This window comes from Streptococcus oralis subsp. oralis (assembly GCF_000960035.1).
Lineage (GTDB): Bacteria > Bacillota > Bacilli > Lactobacillales > Streptococcaceae > Streptococcus > Streptococcus oralis_G.
In genome coordinates this window covers 437631-453217 of sequence record NZ_JYGR01000005.1, presented here as the reverse complement: position 1 = coordinate 453217, position 15587 = coordinate 437631, and the positions used below count along the sequence as shown (strand labels likewise).

Here is a 15587-nt window from a genome sequence, read left to right as displayed (position 1 = left end):
TATCGAAAGAGACCTGAAAAGGTCTCTTTTTACTTGCAAAATCCGCTGTTACAAAATTGTTACCTTGTTATAAAAAATAGGTTGACTTTTTCTTCTGAATTAGTATAATAGTTACTATAATTTTGAAAAGAGGTTAACAGTTTTGAAAAAAGCTCATATCTACGCTATCCCTGCTATCGGTGCTGCTCTCATCGCCGTTTTAGCACAAATCAGTCTCCCTATCGGTCCTGTCCCCTTCACTCTACAAAACTTTGCGATCGGTCTGATTGCTACTATTTTTAGACCCAGAGAAGCTGTTCTATCTGTAGCTCTCTATCTCCTGCTGGGTGCCATTGGTTTACCTGTTTTTGCAGGGGGAGGAGCTGGATTTCACGTTTTAGTCGGCCCAAGCGCAGGCTATCTTTGGTTCGATCTTGTCTATGCTGGACTTACATCTTATCTCATCCATCAAAATAGTGGCTACATTCGCATTTTCCTAGCCAACCTCTTGGGTGACTCCCTCGTCTTTGTCGGGGGAATTCTCAGCCTCCACTTCCTTGCTGGTATGCCATTCGATAAGGCACTAGCTGTCGGTGTCCTTCCCTTTATCCTCCCTGATCTTGGTAAGATTATTGCCATTAGTTTCATTAGTCGTCCCCTACTCGAAAGATTGAAAAGCCTTCCATATTTTTCAAGATAAAAGAATAGTCCAGAACAATTGTTCTGGACTATTTCCATTCTAAGAATCAACTGTACACTATTTAGCTACTTGACTATTCTTATACCGGTATGAATATTAATCATTTTATCCTTCAAATTACAGTTTTTCACGATATGCAAAGTAGAAAAGTAATCTGATTGATTCAACCCAAATAAGCTTCCATTGATTTTGAAAGGTTAATAACTGTATATTTTCAGAAAACGCATTTTTACTGATAGAACTATATTTAATAAATTATTTGTGATACAATAGAGCTACCTAAAAGATTCAGTAAATTTAATGTTCATTGATTATTTATATTAACTTGAACATTTTGATTTCTTTTAATACAAAAATAATTATAAATAATTATAAACAGAAAGGTAATTCTATGGCAAAGAATACTCGTGAGCTAATCATTGGTTCTCTCATCACACTAGCTAAGAAAAATCCTCAACGTAGTTCCTTTACAATGACTGAAATTGCTGCTGAAGATGGTATTTCACGACAAGCGATTTATCAAAAGCATTTTAACAACTTTGAAGATATTATTGAGTATATTCACGAAGAGACCAATCAGCACATTTTTAACGTCTTTAATAAGTACTGCCCTAACAATGATGGAGATCCTATCAGCTTTTTAGCAGACTATATACTTCCGCTCATATACGAAAAAAGGGAAGTTATTAACACCTTGTATACCACACAAGTCGACCCATGTTGGAAGGAATTTCTGCGTGGAACATACTCAGAGTGGGTACTAAAGAATGTCAATTACCAACTGAAATATAATTTTAATAAAGAGGACATCGCTTATATCATTACGACCATGGCCATCTCTTTCATTGAAGTCTGGATTCGTAAAGATAATCCAATCCCACCTGAAGAGTATAGAGAGACTTTCATTCAATTGTCTAAGACTTCTCTCTGTGACTATATTGTGTCCTAAAAAAAGAATCTTGAGTTGCACTCAAGATTCTTTTTATTGTCCCCCTTTAAAGGCATCGACCATTACCTGAAATTCTTCATTGGAAAGCGTGATTCCTTTGCCCATTTTAGTATGGTCAGGACTCCAAGAACGAATATCAAACTTTGCTGGTGCTCCATTAAAGCTAACGCGATTTAGTTCTTTTGTCCATCCTTTGTCATTTTCAGACAAGGTGAGCAAGTGTTCTTCGATTTCAAATGTAAATTCTGCCATTTTAACTCCTTTATGTGATATGATTTCTATAGTCTATTCGTAAAAATCTTGTGGTTTTTAGGAAAATTTTATATAATGTGGATATATAAGAAGGGAGGATTCTATGAGACAGACATTCAAACTAGTTCTAGATAAACTACATGGTTTTCTCAATGGGAATGATGATCATCCTCAAATCGAGGACAACTCCCTCACTGCTATGATTGAACAAGCCATCCAGAAAAAGTCGGCTATTCATGTCATACTTGCTGAGACAAGTTTTACGGGTGATATTGTCAAACACGATGCTAATCGCCAACAAATTATCGTCAAAAATTTTTCAAAAAACGTGACCCGAATCATTCGTATCAGTGATATTAAACGACTTCGTTTCGTTCCCTCAACTGTACAAAAAGCTCAGAAAAGTCTATTTAAGAAAGAGTGAGATGTTCTTTGCATCCCACTCTTTTTCTTAACGGATTTGTTCAAAATGAAGGTGAACTGCGATATGGTCGCCATAACCACTTCTCTCCAAATCGCGTTGCAAACGATAAGAGATATAGTGTTCTGCAATTGTGATGTAACCAGCTCCAAGTAAGCGGTGCTCAACCATTGATTGGATCATGCTGATAGTAGCACGTTCTACTTTTGCTTCTTCCAAGTCCAAAACGACTTTTTTAGTAACTTGAGCTAAGTTTTGACGTAAGTCATCAGTCAAAACATAAACTGTTTGAGCTGCTTTTAGGACAGCTTGGTAAATTTTATCTGGATCAAATTCAGCAATTTCTCCATTACGTTTGATTACTTGCATAAGGTTCTCCTTTATTCTTTGTTTTCTTTGATTTCAGCCAGCATCTTTTCTTCCTCTGCTGTTAGTTGATAGTTTTCTAGCAGGTCAGGTCTGCGCTTGTAGGTTTTCTTTAGACTCTCATACAGTCGCCACTGGCGAATCTTTTCATGGTGCCCACTCATGAGCACATCTGGCACGACCATGCCACGATAGTCATAAGGGCGTGTGTACTGAGGATATTCGAGAAGACCTGAAGAAAAGCTATCATCCTGGTGACTGGACTCCTTACCAATCACTTCTGGTATCAAGCGCACGGTCGCATCAATCATGGTCATGGCTGCCAACTCACCACCAGTCAGTACATAATCTCCTAGGGAAATTTCATCGGTTACCAAGGTCTTGATGCGCTCGTCATACCCTTCGTAGTGACCACAGATAAAGATAAGCTCCTCTTCTTGGGCCAAATCCTCAGCGTAAGCTTGATCGAACTGTTTCCCAGCAGGATCGAGAAGAATGACGCGGGGATTATTCTTTTCAATAGCATCAAAGGCATCGAAAATAGGTTGGGCACGGAGCAACATTCCTTGACCGCCTCCGTAAGGTTCATCGTCAACATGACGGGCTTTTTCAGCGTATTCTCTGAAATTATGGTACTGGATATCCAAGAGCCCTTTTTCTCGAGCCTTCCCAACAATCGAGTGCTCCAGCGGAGAAAACATCTCAGGAAAGAGGGTTAAAATATCAATCTTCATCGTCTAATCCTTCTAAGATATCCACATCAACCCGTTTGTTTGGAATATCAACATTGAGAACTACTGGCGGAATGTAAGGTAGAAGCAAATCACGCTTACCTTTTCGCTTGACCACCCAGACATCGTTGGCACCTGGTTGCAGAATCTCTTTGATGGTTCCAATCAAGTTGTCTCCCTCGTAAACGTCCAAACCGATAATCTCGTGATAATAGAATTCACCATCATCTAAATCGTTCAAATCTTCCTCAGCGACCTTGAGACTGTAGCCCTTGTACTTCTCAATCGCATTGATATGGTACATGTCTTTGAATTTGATAATGTCAAAGTTCTTATGCTTGCGGTGACTTGCGATGGTCACTGTTTGGACAAACTGGTCTTTATCATCAAATAAAGCCAGCTCTGCTCCCTTTTTAAATCGTTCTTCAGCAAAATCCGTAACAGACAAGACTCGCATCTCCCCCTGTAGACCCTGCGTATTGACGATTTTTCCAACATTAAAGTAGTTCATCTTGTCTCCTGCATCTATTTCTATCCTTTATTTTATCACGTTCCAAGGATTTTCACAAGTTGGATAGGTTCTATCTTACAAGGCTACTACTTCTTCAAAAAAATCACCAACTATCTGATTAAACTCTTTAGGGTGGTCATTCATCGGTTGGTGTTTGCTGTCTGAAATCGTTACTTGACGCGCATTGGGATTTAGAGAAATGATACCATCATAGATTATTTTTAGGTGTTTGGGAAAATCATTTTCGCCTCTTACTAATAGCATGGGAGGATTTCCTTTATATCCTTCTATCTCATGGACTGCCAAGAAACCTGTGATTCCAAGGTTCAAGAAAACATCTCGCCCAGTTTCTATAATGGCCGTCTTGACCAATTCTCTTGTGATAGGGTTATCAGTACACATTTTTGAGTTCTTATCAGCAATCACCTTCCAAGGAATCGTCTTGTACATAAGAGAACTATATTTGATTCGACCTCTTTCTTTCTCTGATAGGTAACGATGCTGTCCCCAACTATCTACCATGACCAAGGCTAGGACTCTTTCTGGATGGCGATAGGTATACTCTTGAAGTGGATTTCCTCCCCAAGAATGACCAACCAATATCACCTTATCCAGCTTGAAATAGGACAAAATAGCATCTACATCTTGAACAGCGCCTTCTAAGTCGGGTAGCCCAACTTTCATAGGTGATTCACCCTGCCCTCTAACATTGACAAAGTAAAGGTCAAATCCATCAAAAGCATCATACTGGTGGGCCCACATCTGACTACGTCCACAAGCTCCATGATAAAAAATAATATGTCCTTTACTTGCGCTTCCAGGACGATGATAAACAACCAAATCACAATCTAATACTGGTATAATGTGACGTTCCAAAGTCTCGGGTTCTCTGTTATAAAAAGCAATAGCTTCAGCAATATCATTTGGCTTCATTACTACATTCGCTCCTCTTTATCCTGATATCATTCTTTGTATCTATTTTATCATGCTATATTAAAATCATGGTTTTCTAAACTTGATTTCATTAAAAATTTTGAATTTTCTGCATCATTTAGGTAAAGAAAAAGACTGCTAAGCAATCTTTACTTTTTTCTCATCAGATTCATGCCTAAGATTCCAGCAATAATCAGAGCAGCTCCAATCACATGGTAACTATAAATTGGTTCGTGGAGGATAAGAGCTCCAGCTAGAATGGTCAAAACTGTTCCAAGATTGCCAAAGACACTGACGGTTGATGCCCCAAGGCGAACGATAGCATAGATAGTGAGACTACCAGTAACTATAGAGGCTAAAATTCCCAAATAGAGGATGGAAAGCAGATAGGGTACCTGTCCAAGTGGCGCAAAGTAAGCTAATATGTTCCCCTCTAGATAGTGAGAGGTCAGACTCAACGTATTAAAGGTGACGAAGCCAACAAATATCACAACAACTGTCATATCCATAGCCCGATAGCGACCTCCTTTAGCCTTGCTAAGGATATTGTTTATCGCATTGGCGAGAACAGATCCCAACATCAAGAGAAAGCCCAAGCTAGCAGTTTCAGTGCTAAAGTTTGCTCCTTTACTAAGGAAGATGAAAACTACTCCTGCTACGGATAAAAATAAAAAGAACTTTTGTAGCAAACTTGTCTTCTCCTTGAGAAAAACCGATGCCAAAAGGAGCGTAAAGATCGGGACAAGCGCTTGTAAAATTCCCGCTTCAGAAGACGATATATACTGTAAAGCAAAGGATTGAAAAATAAAGAAGAGGAGTGGATAGAAAAGACTCATAGGAAGAATAGAAAGAATATCTTTTCTGCTTAAACTCACTTTGATAAGTTTGGTTTGATGAAGAGCGACCAATACCAAAGCAGCGATTGTATAGCGATGCGCTAAGTTGGTGAGAGGACTGGCATATCCTAAAGCAATCTTTGTAAATAAAAAAGAAAATCCAATGATTGCTGAAAAGGATAAGGCTGCTAGGTAAGCTTTTGTTTTCTCGTTCATAGAATGTTACTCCCTTTAAAAATAGCTATTCTCAAGATTAATTGACTAGAATTCTTTGAGACTGTCTATCCATTTTAGCATAGTAAAATCCTAGATGCTATTTCTAGGATTGGTATTTTATGCCTTCTTTCACCGTTTATCTATTACATTAGCTAAAAAGGATTCAGCCAGTCTGATCTGCTTTTCTCGTTCTTTTCTTACAAGTTCTAGCTTGTCTGCCTCTTGGAGATTCCTTACTTTGATAGCATAATCCGCGGAAACGATGGCGTGTCCTCTCATATGGGCTGTTGAAATAGCTTGTACAAAGACTCTGGCAGCGTACTTAGCGATTTGATTTTGGGCATTTTTAGAGAGGAGATTTGCTGCGAAACCTGCTTTTCTCAACTCATGAGGTGAGAACTCATTTCTCAATCGTGCATCAAAAGCCTCATAAGTTTGCCGAATTATTTTATTTTTCTCACCTTCATCACCGATATCAATTAAAGATAAGAAATCTTGCGAGTTCTCTAATGCCCATCGAGCTAGTTCTTTCTGAGGAAGTCTATCCAGTATTTGTTCTAGCTCCAATCTTTTCTCAGAGTCATCCCAAATGGCAACTTTGTAAGGACTAGGTAGGTGATTCATTTTAGTCTTATAGGCAGTTCGTTCAAACTCATTCCATGCATAATCCTCTGGTTTCATTGCTTTCTCTATTCTTTCTTACTAGCTAGCGTAAGCTAGGAGAAACCTTTCATATTAGTGAAAAGAGATTACTCCTAGTTCTCTTGGAAGTTATCCAAAAATCCTTCCAAATCTTGTTTGTGCTGATACTTAATGGCTGCTTTTTTATCTTTGTCAAAAATGGTTTTGGTTAGGTCAATGTCGTTGATAGCCGCAATAGCGACCGTGTAGTGAATAATATCAGCCAGTTCTTTGGCTAGTTCCTCATTTGAGTCCTGGACGCCCTCTTTTCGACCAGAGCGCCCATTCAAGACCTCAGCTACTTCTCCAACTTCCTCCACTAACTTGATAAAGAGGCCTTCCTCGGTTCGAGATTGCTGGTAATGTTCGTGCAAGTAAGCTTGTAATTGTCTGAACGTTAGATTCTTCATCTTCTCCTCCACAAAAAAGCGAGACATCTGTCCCGCTTTCTTTATTTTTCATCGATAACGATTCTTACTTTTTTGTCTTCAGTTGGGACAGAGTAGACAATCGTTCTTATCGCTGAGATAGTGCGACCCTTACGACCGATAACACGACCGACATCGCTTTGGTCAAGATCCAAGTGATACTCCAAAAACTCTGGTGTGTCTTCAATCTTGATAGTTAAGGCATCAGGTTGTGAAATCAAAGGTTTCACAATCGCAATAATGAGATTTTCAATTGTATCCATCTGTCAACCTACTTTAAACTTATTTTGAGAATTTAGAATCGTGGAATTTCTTCAATACGCCTTCTTTTGAAAGGATGTTGCGAACTGTATCTGAAGGTTGAGCTCCATCAGCCAACCATGCAAGAACGCGGTCTTCTTTCAAAGTTACTTGGTTTTCAGCAACAAGTGGGTTGTAAGTCCCAACTGTTTCGATGAAACGTCCGTCACGTGGTGAACGTGAGTCTGCTACGTTGATACGGTAGAAAGGTTTTTTCTTAGAACCCATACGAGTCAAACGGATTTTAACTGCCATTTTTTAATGTCTCTTTTCTTATTTTTTTATTTCGGTGAAATAGCTGAGCTATTTAGCACATGCTCTATTATAGCAGATTTCTGACAGGTGTCAAGAAAAAAACTTGACAGAACTTAATTTTTTTATTTTTTAGAAATATGTAGACAAATTGGTATAAGTTAGAAAGAGAAACTTTATGAATACTACTTTTGATACTATCTATAAAGATTACCCTGTCAAGTCCTATATCTCTCCAAATCGTGATGTCCAAGCTTGGACACTAAATCCCAAGCCCGTTCCCAAATGAAAAATGGACTTATTAGCAGATGATTTACTAGCAGGAGATATCATTCTCCTATGGAGAATCCAGTTTGGCACTTTTACAACCGAAAGATTATTTTAAAAACTCCCATTCTAATATGATTCAAAATTCGCTTAAAATCAATGTTTTCCCACTTTTTCAGAAAACAAATTTTTATCTAATTTAAATAACTTTCAATTAAATGGTGTGAATTTTGCTTAAAAGCATCAAAAACACCCCATGGTGTGAGGCATGAAGTGTTGTAAATGCTGTATTGTAGCTAGTTCTTAACGTATAGAGAACTGGCTAGCTTTACGAGCTTTCTCAAGATCTGGTTTGGAAAGTATAGATTTTAATTGAACTAAAAACAGCGAAATATCAAGGATTTTAAGAACGATATCTACTAATTAAATTATAAAATAATGAATTAATAGATTCTAAATAGGGGAATAATTTAGTTCTGTAAAAATTAACTTCTACACCTACAAAGCTTATTCTGACAGACTTTATAACACTCTAAAAAAGCAGAGATTCATACAGTATCTAGATTTTCCAAAAATTCTTTATCATCAAATATTATTAACAAAACTATCCAAACCAAATACGATGCATTACTTCAGAGAATTCTTTAGTTGTTTGACTAGCGAGGTCTTTAATTAAAAAATTTTTTCAAATAATTGCCTCATTGACACATAAATTCTTGATTTCTAAATTTAAGTGTGATATATTTATAACATAAAGATTGTTAAATATTTCTAACATAAGGAAAGGAGTCTATCATGAAAAAAAGTCAAAAAACGGGTGGCCTCATTACAATGATTTCCGCAGCTCTCTTTATTGATTTTACTGTTTTATTTGGTTCTAATCTTAGTTGGGGACCCAAGTTAGTTATTGCTGGTATTTCAGTGTTAGGTCAGATTGTAGCTATTTGGGGCTGGCTACATATGAAACCATGTCCTCATAAGAGTCAGAAAGGTAAAGGAAAGACTATTTTTGACTTGTCTGCTAAGCTTTACACGATACTTTTGTTTGCAGCAAGCATATTTTATACAGTAGGGATTTGGGTTGCGACCCCAAGCGAAAGTTCTGGTATTAAAGAATGGATTTTGGGAATTGGCCTCGTTATTGAAGTGATTGTATTTGGTTTTTTCTGTTTGAAAAATGTCAAGGAAACTCCGGACGAACGCTTTTATGCTAATTTAGCCAAGGCAGCTAGCTTGATGTTTGTTTTTATACTAGGCGCACTGATGATCCTAGCAGTTATCATTGGGTATATGGGGTCTCTCACTCTTTACATGGGCCAGATCTTTATTAGCATAGCTGCCTTGATTTGCATCTTTGCGGTTGTCTATCTTATCTTGGAACGGAGAGGATAAGCATGGCCAAAGAAAGCAAGATTATTACTAATCTCAAATCTGTTCGTGAGTCCACAGGCATGACCCAGCAGGAGTTAGCCGACCTCATAGGCATGCGACGTGAGACAATTCTACACTTGGAAAATAACCGTTACAACCCTTCGCTGGAAATGGCTCTTAAAATTGCTCAAGTTTTTAATCTGAAAGTAGAAGACCTCTTTGAACTCAGACAGAAAGAGGAAGCATAATTCTTTTTGAGACCTAGTATTAAGTTCATTGATTAATTAGAAATTGAAGCTGAAAGAAAAAATCCGTTGAAAATGTGCTCTTTTAAAATATAGTAATTCTTTCTAATTAACGTTTACTAAATCGTGATGCTTTACGAGCTTTCTTAAGATCTGGTTTCCAAAGTATTTTGAGTATACTTATGGCATTGATGCACCAAAACATCTAAGCAGTCTGGTAGAAAAAGGCTATACTATTATCGAAACTGCCTTCGATTCACTCGACCATCTGAATGCTATAATGAAAAAGCATATCCTCAAAAGTAAGGGAGTTACAGGACTTTCTAAGATGAAAGCGTCTGATCTTGTTCAATCTCTTCATGAAAACTTATCAGAAGAGGAATTAGCTAGTCACTTTTCGATTCGAGGCTACAAATTGACTCCAAAGGGAGAGCAGATACTGGAACAATATCAGAAAATTATCGACCGTCATCCAAAGAAAAATCTCTAAACAAGCAGTCTGTAGATTTATTTTCTGAAAACTTGCCTTATCTTTTACATTTGAAATCAAGCTCCTTTTAAGGTACAATGGTAGAAATGAATTTTTGAGAGGTTAACAATGAAAAAACTAGCAACCCTTCTTTTACTATCAACGGTAGCCCTTGCTGGATGTACTAGTATCCAACGTGGTCTCCGTGGTGATGAATATGTCGACTCTAGTATCTCTGCTGAAGAAAGTTCAAAAGCAGCTGCTCAGGCTGCCAAAGATTTGAATGACGCATTGACCAATGACAATGACAACTTCCCTCAACTTTCTAAGGAAGTTGCTGAAGATGAAGCCGAGGTCATTTTACATACAAATCAAGGCGATATCCGCATCAAACTCTTTCCAAAACTAGCACCACTTGCGGTTGAAAACTTCCTTACTCACGCTAAGGAAGGATACTATAACGGCATCACCTTCCACCGTGTCATTGATGGATTTATGGTCCAAACTGGAGATCCTAAGGGAGATGGTACAGGTGGCCAATCTATCTGGCATGATAAGGATAAAACAAAGGACAAGGGAACTGGTTTTAAAAATGAAATCTCTCCTTACCTATACAATATCCGAGGAGCACTTGCTATGGCTAACACTGGTCAACCAAACACCAACGGTAGCCAATTCTTCATCAACCAAAATTCAACAGATATTTCAGCTAAACTCCCTACAAGCAAGTATCCAAAGAAAATCATCGAAGCCTATAAAGAAGGTGGAAATCCAAGTCTAGACGGCAAACACCCTGTCTTTGGTCAAGTCATCGATGGCATGGATATTGTTGACAAGATTGCCAAGGCTGAAAAAGATGAGAAAGACAAACCAACGTCTGCTATCACCATTGATAGTATCGAAGTGGTGAAAGACTACGACTTCAGTAAAAAATAAGCCATCAACAGATAAGGAGACGATGACATGATTTTATTTTGGGGTTCTAAAGGTTATCAGAAAGATTTGGGACATACGCAAACTGCGATCGAATGTGGTCACTGTAACAATGTCGACACTTGGGAGATCGTAGAAACTGGACGCAAATTTACCCTCTACTGGATTCCACTTTTTCCTTATGGTAAAAGTTACTTCGTTTCTTGTCCGATTTGCCACTACGGTAAAGAAATTGAGAAATCTGAAGTTGAAAACTATTTAAATTACTAGTCAAAAAAGGCCAAGTCATTTCGACTTGGCCTTTTTAGTGCTTTTAAGTTAGCTTGTTAAAGTCCCAGATTTGGTCCATCCAGCCTTCATAAAAGTCTGGTTCGTGACAGACCATAAGAATCGATCCCTTGTATTCTTTGAGAGCGCGTTTGAGTTCATCCTTGGCATCTACATCCAAGTGGTTGGTCGGCTCGTCCAGCACTAAGACGTTGTTTTCACGGTTCATCAAGAGACAGAAACGCACCTTGGCTTGTTCTCCACCTGATAAGACCTGAATCTGGCTTTCGATATGCTTAGTTGTCAAGCCACAACGAGCAAGGGCTGCACGAACTTCTGCTTGGTTAAGGGCAGGAAAGGCATTCCAGACAGCCTCTAGTGGTGTTTGACGATTGCCACCTTCTACTTCTTGCTCAAAGTAACCAAGTTCTAGGTAATCACCGCGTTCAACTTCCCCAGCGATTGGTGGAATAATTCCCAAAAGAGACTTCAAGAGGGTTGTTTTCCCGATACCATTTGCACCGATAATGGCAACCTTTTGATTGCGTTCAAAGGTGAGGTTTAAGGGTTTGGTAAGGGGACGGTCATAACCAATCTGCAAGTCCTTGGCTTGGAAGATAAAGCGACCAGGAGTACGAGCCGGTTTAAAATCAAAGGATGGCTTTGGCTTCTCACTTTGCAGTTCGATAATATCCATCTTATCCAATTTCTTTTGACGGGACATGGCCATATTTCGTGTTGCAACACGGGCTTTGTTACGGGCTACGAAGTCTTTGAGGTCCGCAATCTCTTTCTGTTGACGCTCATAGGCTGCTTCCAGTTGAGATTTCTTCATAGCATAGACTTCTTGGAACTGGTAGTAGTCACCAGAGTAACGCGTCAACTGTTGATTCTCCACATGGTAGACAATATTGATCACGTCGTTGAGGAAAGGAATATCATGCGAAATAAGGACAAAGGCATTCTCATAGTTTTGGAGATAACGCTTGAGCCAGTCAATATGTTCAGCATCCAAGTAGTTGGTTGGCTCGTCAAGCAGCAAAATATCTGGCTTTTCGAGGAGGAGTTTAGCCAAAAGCACCTTGGTTCTTTGTCCACCTGATAAGGCTGTTACATCTGTATCCATTCCATAGTCCATGACACCGAGAGCACGCGCTACTTCATCAATCTTAGCATCCAAAGTATAGAAATCTCGACTCTCCAAACGGTCTTGGAGCTCTCCTACTTCTTCCATGAGTGCATCAATATCCGCCCCGTCTTCTGCCATTTCCATATAGAGGTCATTGATACGAGCTTCTGCTTTAAATAGCTCATCAAAGGCTGTACGCAAGACATCACGCACGGTTTGACCTTCCTTTAGCACAGCGTGCTGATCCAGATAGCCAGCAGTCACATATTTGGACCACTCCACCTTCCCTTCATCTGGCAACATCTTACCTGTCATGATGCTCATAAAGGTTGATTTTCCTTCACCATTGGCACCGACTAAGCCGATATGCTCTCCCTTGAGGAGACGGAAGGACACATCTTCAAAAATTGCACGGTCACCAAAACCGTGACTTAAATTTTTAACTTCTAAAATACTCATTCTAATTCCTTATCTTGTTTTTATGTAGTCCTTTATAGAGAAGCCAAGCCAGATAGCCTCCAAAGGTATTGGTCCACAAATCATCAATCTCAAAGACGCGATTAAAATCAAAGAAAAAGTCTAAGATCAGCTGCATACACTCAATTCCTAGACTCAGTAGAAAACTGAGAAGGATGATTTTTTTGGTTTGTCGCAAGTTTGGACAGAGATAGATCAGTTGAAAGACCAGAGGGAAGAGCAAGAAGACATTTAAAATGTTCTGCAAAAAGATCCAAAGGACTTGCCCCAAACTGGTCACCTCACCCAGATTCCAAAGGGAGTTTAAGGGAGTTAAAAGAAAAACCAGGCGTCCAAAAGTTTGAATACCTGGAGTTTCCACTCCTGTAGGAAGTTGAGGCTGGGGAGTGAAGCAAAAACAGACAATGCATAGGCTGTAAACAGCCACACCCAATCTTAAGATTAATTCTCTTTTTTTAGTCATTTTATGGATTTACCGCTGCGACTGCCTTCTGGCGGTCACGTTTCATTGTATTGGAGCGTAATTGTCCACAAGCTGCATCAATATCTGTACCATGCTCTTGACGGACAACACAGTTGACCCCTTTTTTCTTGAGGGTATCGTAGAAGGCCATCACGCGATCTTTAGAACTACGGCTATATTGGTCATGTTCACTAACTGGGTTATAGGGAATCAAGTTGACATATGACAATTTCTTGATGTTTTTGAGCAATTCAGACAATTCCAAGGCTTGTTCTACACCATCGTTGACTTCATTGAGCATGATATATTCAAAGGTCACACGGCGATTGGTTGTTTCGATATAGTACTCAATAGCTGCAAAGAGCTTTTCAATCGGAAAGGCACGGTTAATCTTCATGATGCTTGAGCGCAATTCATTATTGGGTGCGTGAAGAGACACAGCCAGATTGACCTGTACGCCTTCATTAGCAAAGTCACGAATTTTATGGGCTAAACCTGACGTAGAAACGGTGATATGACGAGCACCGATTGCCATCCCCTTGTCATCATTGATGGTACGGACAAAATTCAAAACATTGTTGTAGTTATCAAATGGTTCACCAATTCCCATAACTACGATATGACTGACACGCTCGTCCTGACCACGCTCATCAAAGTATTTCTGAACCAACATGATCTGCGCTACGATTTCACCGTTATTAAGATCACGTTGCTTCTTGATCAAGCCTGATGCACAGAAGGTACAACCGATATTACATCCGACCTGAGTGGTCACACAGACTGACAGCCCGTAGTGTTGACGCATCAGTACTGTCTCAATCAACATACCATCTGGCAACTCAAAAAGATACTTAACAGTACCGTCAGCTGACTCTTGTACAATTCGTTGTTTCAAAGGATTTACGACAAACTGCTCATTGAGCTTGGCAATCAAACCCTTGGAAAGGTTGGTCATTTCTTCAAATGACTGGACACGTTTACGGTAGAGCCATTCCCAGATTTGATCTGCACGGAATTTCTTTTCCCCTTGTTCTAATACCCATTCTTGCATGGTTTGACGTGTTAAACTATAAATAGACGGTTTCATCTCTTCTCCTTGTTCTCTATCTATTTCTGACGAATGACAAAATGGCGCTGTCCCTTGTCCTCTTTCTGAGACTTTTGGTCCTTATGACGACGTCTATTTCGCTTATCCGTATTTGGTTTTCTCTTGTTTTGCGAAGGTTTCTTGCCTCTTCTAGGAAGGTTTTCCTCATCCTTTTTACGCAATTTTTTGTCAAATGAAGCCTGTTTCGGTGCTTGATTTTCTAGAACAAAATAAGCACAGCCATAACTACAGTACTCTAAAAGATAATCCTGTAAGCGACTAATCTTTTCATTTTTTTCCTCTGTTCGGTCGTCTTTATAAAAGCCACGTAGACGAAGCTGTTCATTGCTCCAGTCCCCCACGACATAATCAAACTTAGTCAACACTTCTGAAAAGCGCTGATTAAAGACGGTCACATCGAAAGCCTCCTTGATATTTTCAACCAAGGTAAAAGCAATCCCTTCAGTCTCAACCTTATCCCCATTTACCTGAAATTCTGGGCCAGGAAACTTGTTATAGTTGTATAATTCAGGTGCAATTTCTTTACGCATAGTCTTCCTTTTCCACGATTACTTAACACTCTATTTTACCATAATTTCTAGCAGTTAGCACGTTTCTCATAAAAATGAGAAAAGTCTGACGATTTTGTCAGACTTCTGCCATATAAAGCACAAAAGAGAAGAATGACTCTTCCCTTCCTATTCATTATTTTGCCGCTGCGTAGAGCTCGTCTACTTTGTTCCAGTTAATCACTGAGAAGAAAGCTTTGATGTAGTCAGGACGAACATTGCGGTATTTCACGTAGTAAGCATGTTCCCAAACGTCCAAGCCCAAGATTGGTTTTTTACCTTCTGAGATTGGTGTGTCTTGGTTTGCTGTTGAAGTTACTTCAAGTTTCCCTTCTTTGTTGACAACCAACCATGCCCATCCAGAACCAAAGCGAGTTGTAGCTGCTGCAGTGAAAGCTGCTTGGAATTCTTCAAATGAACCAAATGTTGCATCAATTGCTGCTGCAAGTTCTGCTGAAGGAGCAGTCTTTTCAGGAGTCATCAATTCCCAGAAAAGAGCGTGGTTCAAGTGTCCACCACCATTGTTGATAAGTGCTTGACGGATATCAGCTGGGATAGATTCTACATCAGCAAGCAAGGCTTCAAGGTCTTCACCAATTTCAGGGTGTTTTTCAAGAGCTGCATTTGCATTATTAACGTAGGCTTGATGATGCTTGTCATGGTGCAAGTGCATTGTTTCAGCATCGATGTATGGTTCCAAAGCGTCGTATGCGTATGGAAGGTCTGGTAAGATAATAGCCATCTGTAATACCTCT

23 protein-coding genes and 1 pseudogene are annotated in these 15587 nt (G+C 39.3%); 9 read left to right on the top strand and 15 right to left on the bottom strand.

The window, feature by feature from the left end; genetic code table 11:
- Positions 1-142: 142 nt before the first annotated feature.
- Positions 143-679: a biotin transporter BioY gene (locus TZ92_RS05320; RefSeq protein WP_033629577.1), complete on the top strand. Its 537-nt coding sequence runs from the start codon at positions 143-145 to the stop codon at positions 677-679.
- 391 nt (positions 680-1070) lie between these two features.
- Entirely contained in the window at positions 1071-1628 is a 558-nt protein-coding gene (locus tag TZ92_RS05315; protein WP_033629576.1) for a TetR/AcrR family transcriptional regulator, read from the top strand.
- Positions 1629-1661: 33 nt separating this feature from the next.
- Here the strand turns inward: TZ92_RS05315 and TZ92_RS05310 are convergent, their stop codons facing one another.
- On the bottom strand, positions 1662-1880 hold the full coding sequence (locus tag TZ92_RS05310) for a YdbC family protein (RefSeq protein ID WP_000807419.1): 219 nt from the start codon (positions 1878-1880) through the stop codon (positions 1662-1664).
- A gap of 103 nt (positions 1881-1983) precedes the next feature.
- Between TZ92_RS05310 and TZ92_RS05305 the strand changes: the two genes are divergently transcribed.
- The gene (locus TZ92_RS05305) at positions 1984-2304 is read left to right on the top strand and encodes a eukaryotic translation initiation factor 4 gamma (protein WP_033629575.1); all 321 of its coding nucleotides are present in this window, start codon (positions 1984-1986) and stop codon (positions 2302-2304) included.
- A gap of 27 nt (positions 2305-2331) precedes the next feature.
- Here TZ92_RS05305 and TZ92_RS05300 read toward each other — a convergent pair whose 3' ends face one another.
- The 9 genes from TZ92_RS05300 to rpsP form a co-directional block, all read right to left on the bottom strand.
- Complete coding sequence (locus TZ92_RS05300) at positions 2332-2670, bottom strand: ATP cone domain-containing protein (protein ID WP_001196045.1); 339 nt, start codon at positions 2668-2670, stop codon at positions 2332-2334.
- An 11-nt stretch (positions 2671-2681) separates the two neighbouring features.
- Positions 2682-3401: a tRNA (guanosine(37)-N1)-methyltransferase TrmD gene (gene trmD / locus TZ92_RS05295; protein ID WP_033629574.1), complete on the bottom strand. Its 720-nt coding sequence runs from the start codon at positions 3399-3401 to the stop codon at positions 2682-2684.
- Positions 3391-3909, bottom strand: a complete 519-nt coding sequence (gene rimM / locus TZ92_RS05290; protein ID WP_033629573.1) for a ribosome maturation factor RimM — start codon at positions 3907-3909, stop codon at positions 3391-3393. The genes trmD and rimM overlap by 11 nt, the downstream gene beginning before the upstream one ends.
- Before the next feature lie 75 nt (positions 3910-3984).
- Positions 3985-4842: an alpha/beta fold hydrolase gene (locus tag TZ92_RS05285; RefSeq protein ID WP_033629572.1), complete on the bottom strand. Its 858-nt coding sequence runs from the start codon at positions 4840-4842 to the stop codon at positions 3985-3987.
- Between the two features lie 149 nt (positions 4843-4991).
- On the bottom strand, positions 4992-5894 hold the full coding sequence (locus TZ92_RS05280) for a DMT family transporter (RefSeq protein ID WP_033629571.1): 903 nt from the start codon (positions 5892-5894) through the stop codon (positions 4992-4994).
- Positions 5895-6023: 129 nt separating this feature from the next.
- The gene (locus TZ92_RS05275) at positions 6024-6575 is read right to left on the bottom strand and encodes a putative immunity protein (protein WP_000801504.1); all 552 of its coding nucleotides are present in this window, start codon (positions 6573-6575) and stop codon (positions 6024-6026) included.
- Between the two features lie 74 nt (positions 6576-6649).
- Complete coding sequence (locus TZ92_RS05270; RefSeq protein ID WP_033629570.1) at positions 6650-6985, bottom strand: MazG nucleotide pyrophosphohydrolase domain-containing protein; 336 nt, start codon at positions 6983-6985, stop codon at positions 6650-6652.
- A 41-nt stretch (positions 6986-7026) separates the two neighbouring features.
- Entirely contained in the window at positions 7027-7266 is a 240-nt protein-coding gene (gene kphA / locus TZ92_RS05265) for an RNA-binding protein KphA (RefSeq protein WP_000379617.1), read from the bottom strand.
- Between the two features lie 19 nt (positions 7267-7285).
- Positions 7286-7558, bottom strand: a complete 273-nt coding sequence (gene rpsP / locus TZ92_RS05260) for a 30S ribosomal protein S16 (protein WP_000268760.1) — start codon at positions 7556-7558, stop codon at positions 7286-7288.
- A gap of 175 nt (positions 7559-7733) precedes the next feature.
- Here rpsP and TZ92_RS09845 point away from each other — a divergent pair.
- From TZ92_RS09845 to TZ92_RS05235, 6 genes and pseudogenes are all read left to right on the top strand, one after another.
- Positions 7734-7940 (top strand): annotated as a pseudogene (locus tag TZ92_RS09845) (hypothetical protein).
- Between the two features lie 677 nt (positions 7941-8617).
- A complete protein-coding gene (locus tag TZ92_RS05255; protein WP_033629569.1) occupies positions 8618-9214 on the top strand; it encodes a membrane protein in 597 nt (198 codons plus the stop codon).
- 2 nt (positions 9215-9216) lie between these two features.
- Positions 9217-9441 (top strand): helix-turn-helix transcriptional regulator, encoded by a 225-nt coding sequence (locus tag TZ92_RS05250; RefSeq protein WP_001041097.1) that lies wholly within the window; start codon positions 9217-9219, stop codon positions 9439-9441.
- Between the two features lie 277 nt (positions 9442-9718).
- Complete coding sequence (locus tag TZ92_RS10070) at positions 9719-9928, top strand: hypothetical protein (RefSeq protein WP_033629568.1); 210 nt, start codon at positions 9719-9721, stop codon at positions 9926-9928.
- Positions 9929-10036: 108 nt separating this feature from the next.
- Entirely contained in the window at positions 10037-10843 is an 807-nt protein-coding gene (locus tag TZ92_RS05240) for a peptidylprolyl isomerase (RefSeq protein WP_033629567.1), read from the top strand.
- Between the two features lie 27 nt (positions 10844-10870).
- Positions 10871-11110: a zinc-ribbon domain-containing protein gene (locus tag TZ92_RS05235; protein WP_000600214.1), complete on the top strand. Its 240-nt coding sequence runs from the start codon at positions 10871-10873 to the stop codon at positions 11108-11110.
- A gap of 43 nt (positions 11111-11153) precedes the next feature.
- Here TZ92_RS05235 and TZ92_RS05230 read toward each other — a convergent pair whose 3' ends face one another.
- The 5 genes from TZ92_RS05230 to sodA form a co-directional block, all read right to left on the bottom strand.
- Positions 11154-12695, bottom strand: a complete 1542-nt coding sequence (locus TZ92_RS05230; RefSeq protein WP_033629566.1) for an ABC-F family ATP-binding cassette domain-containing protein — start codon at positions 12693-12695, stop codon at positions 11154-11156.
- A gap of 1 nt (position 12696) precedes the next feature.
- Positions 12697-13176: a VanZ family protein gene (locus TZ92_RS05225; RefSeq protein ID WP_033629565.1), complete on the bottom strand. Its 480-nt coding sequence runs from the start codon at positions 13174-13176 to the stop codon at positions 12697-12699.
- Between the two features lies 1 nt (position 13177).
- On the bottom strand, positions 13178-14263 hold the full coding sequence (gene rlmN / locus TZ92_RS05220) for a dual-specificity RNA methyltransferase RlmN (protein WP_033629564.1): 1086 nt from the start codon (positions 14261-14263) through the stop codon (positions 13178-13180).
- Between the two features lie 20 nt (positions 14264-14283).
- Positions 14284-14814, bottom strand: coding sequence for a YutD family protein (locus tag TZ92_RS05215; RefSeq protein WP_033629563.1), 531 nt, complete (start codon positions 14812-14814; stop codon positions 14284-14286).
- A 154-nt stretch (positions 14815-14968) separates the two neighbouring features.
- Positions 14969-15574, bottom strand: a complete 606-nt coding sequence (gene sodA / locus TZ92_RS05210; RefSeq protein WP_000974725.1) for a superoxide dismutase SodA — start codon at positions 15572-15574, stop codon at positions 14969-14971.
- Between the last annotated feature and the right edge of the window lie 13 nt (positions 15575-15587).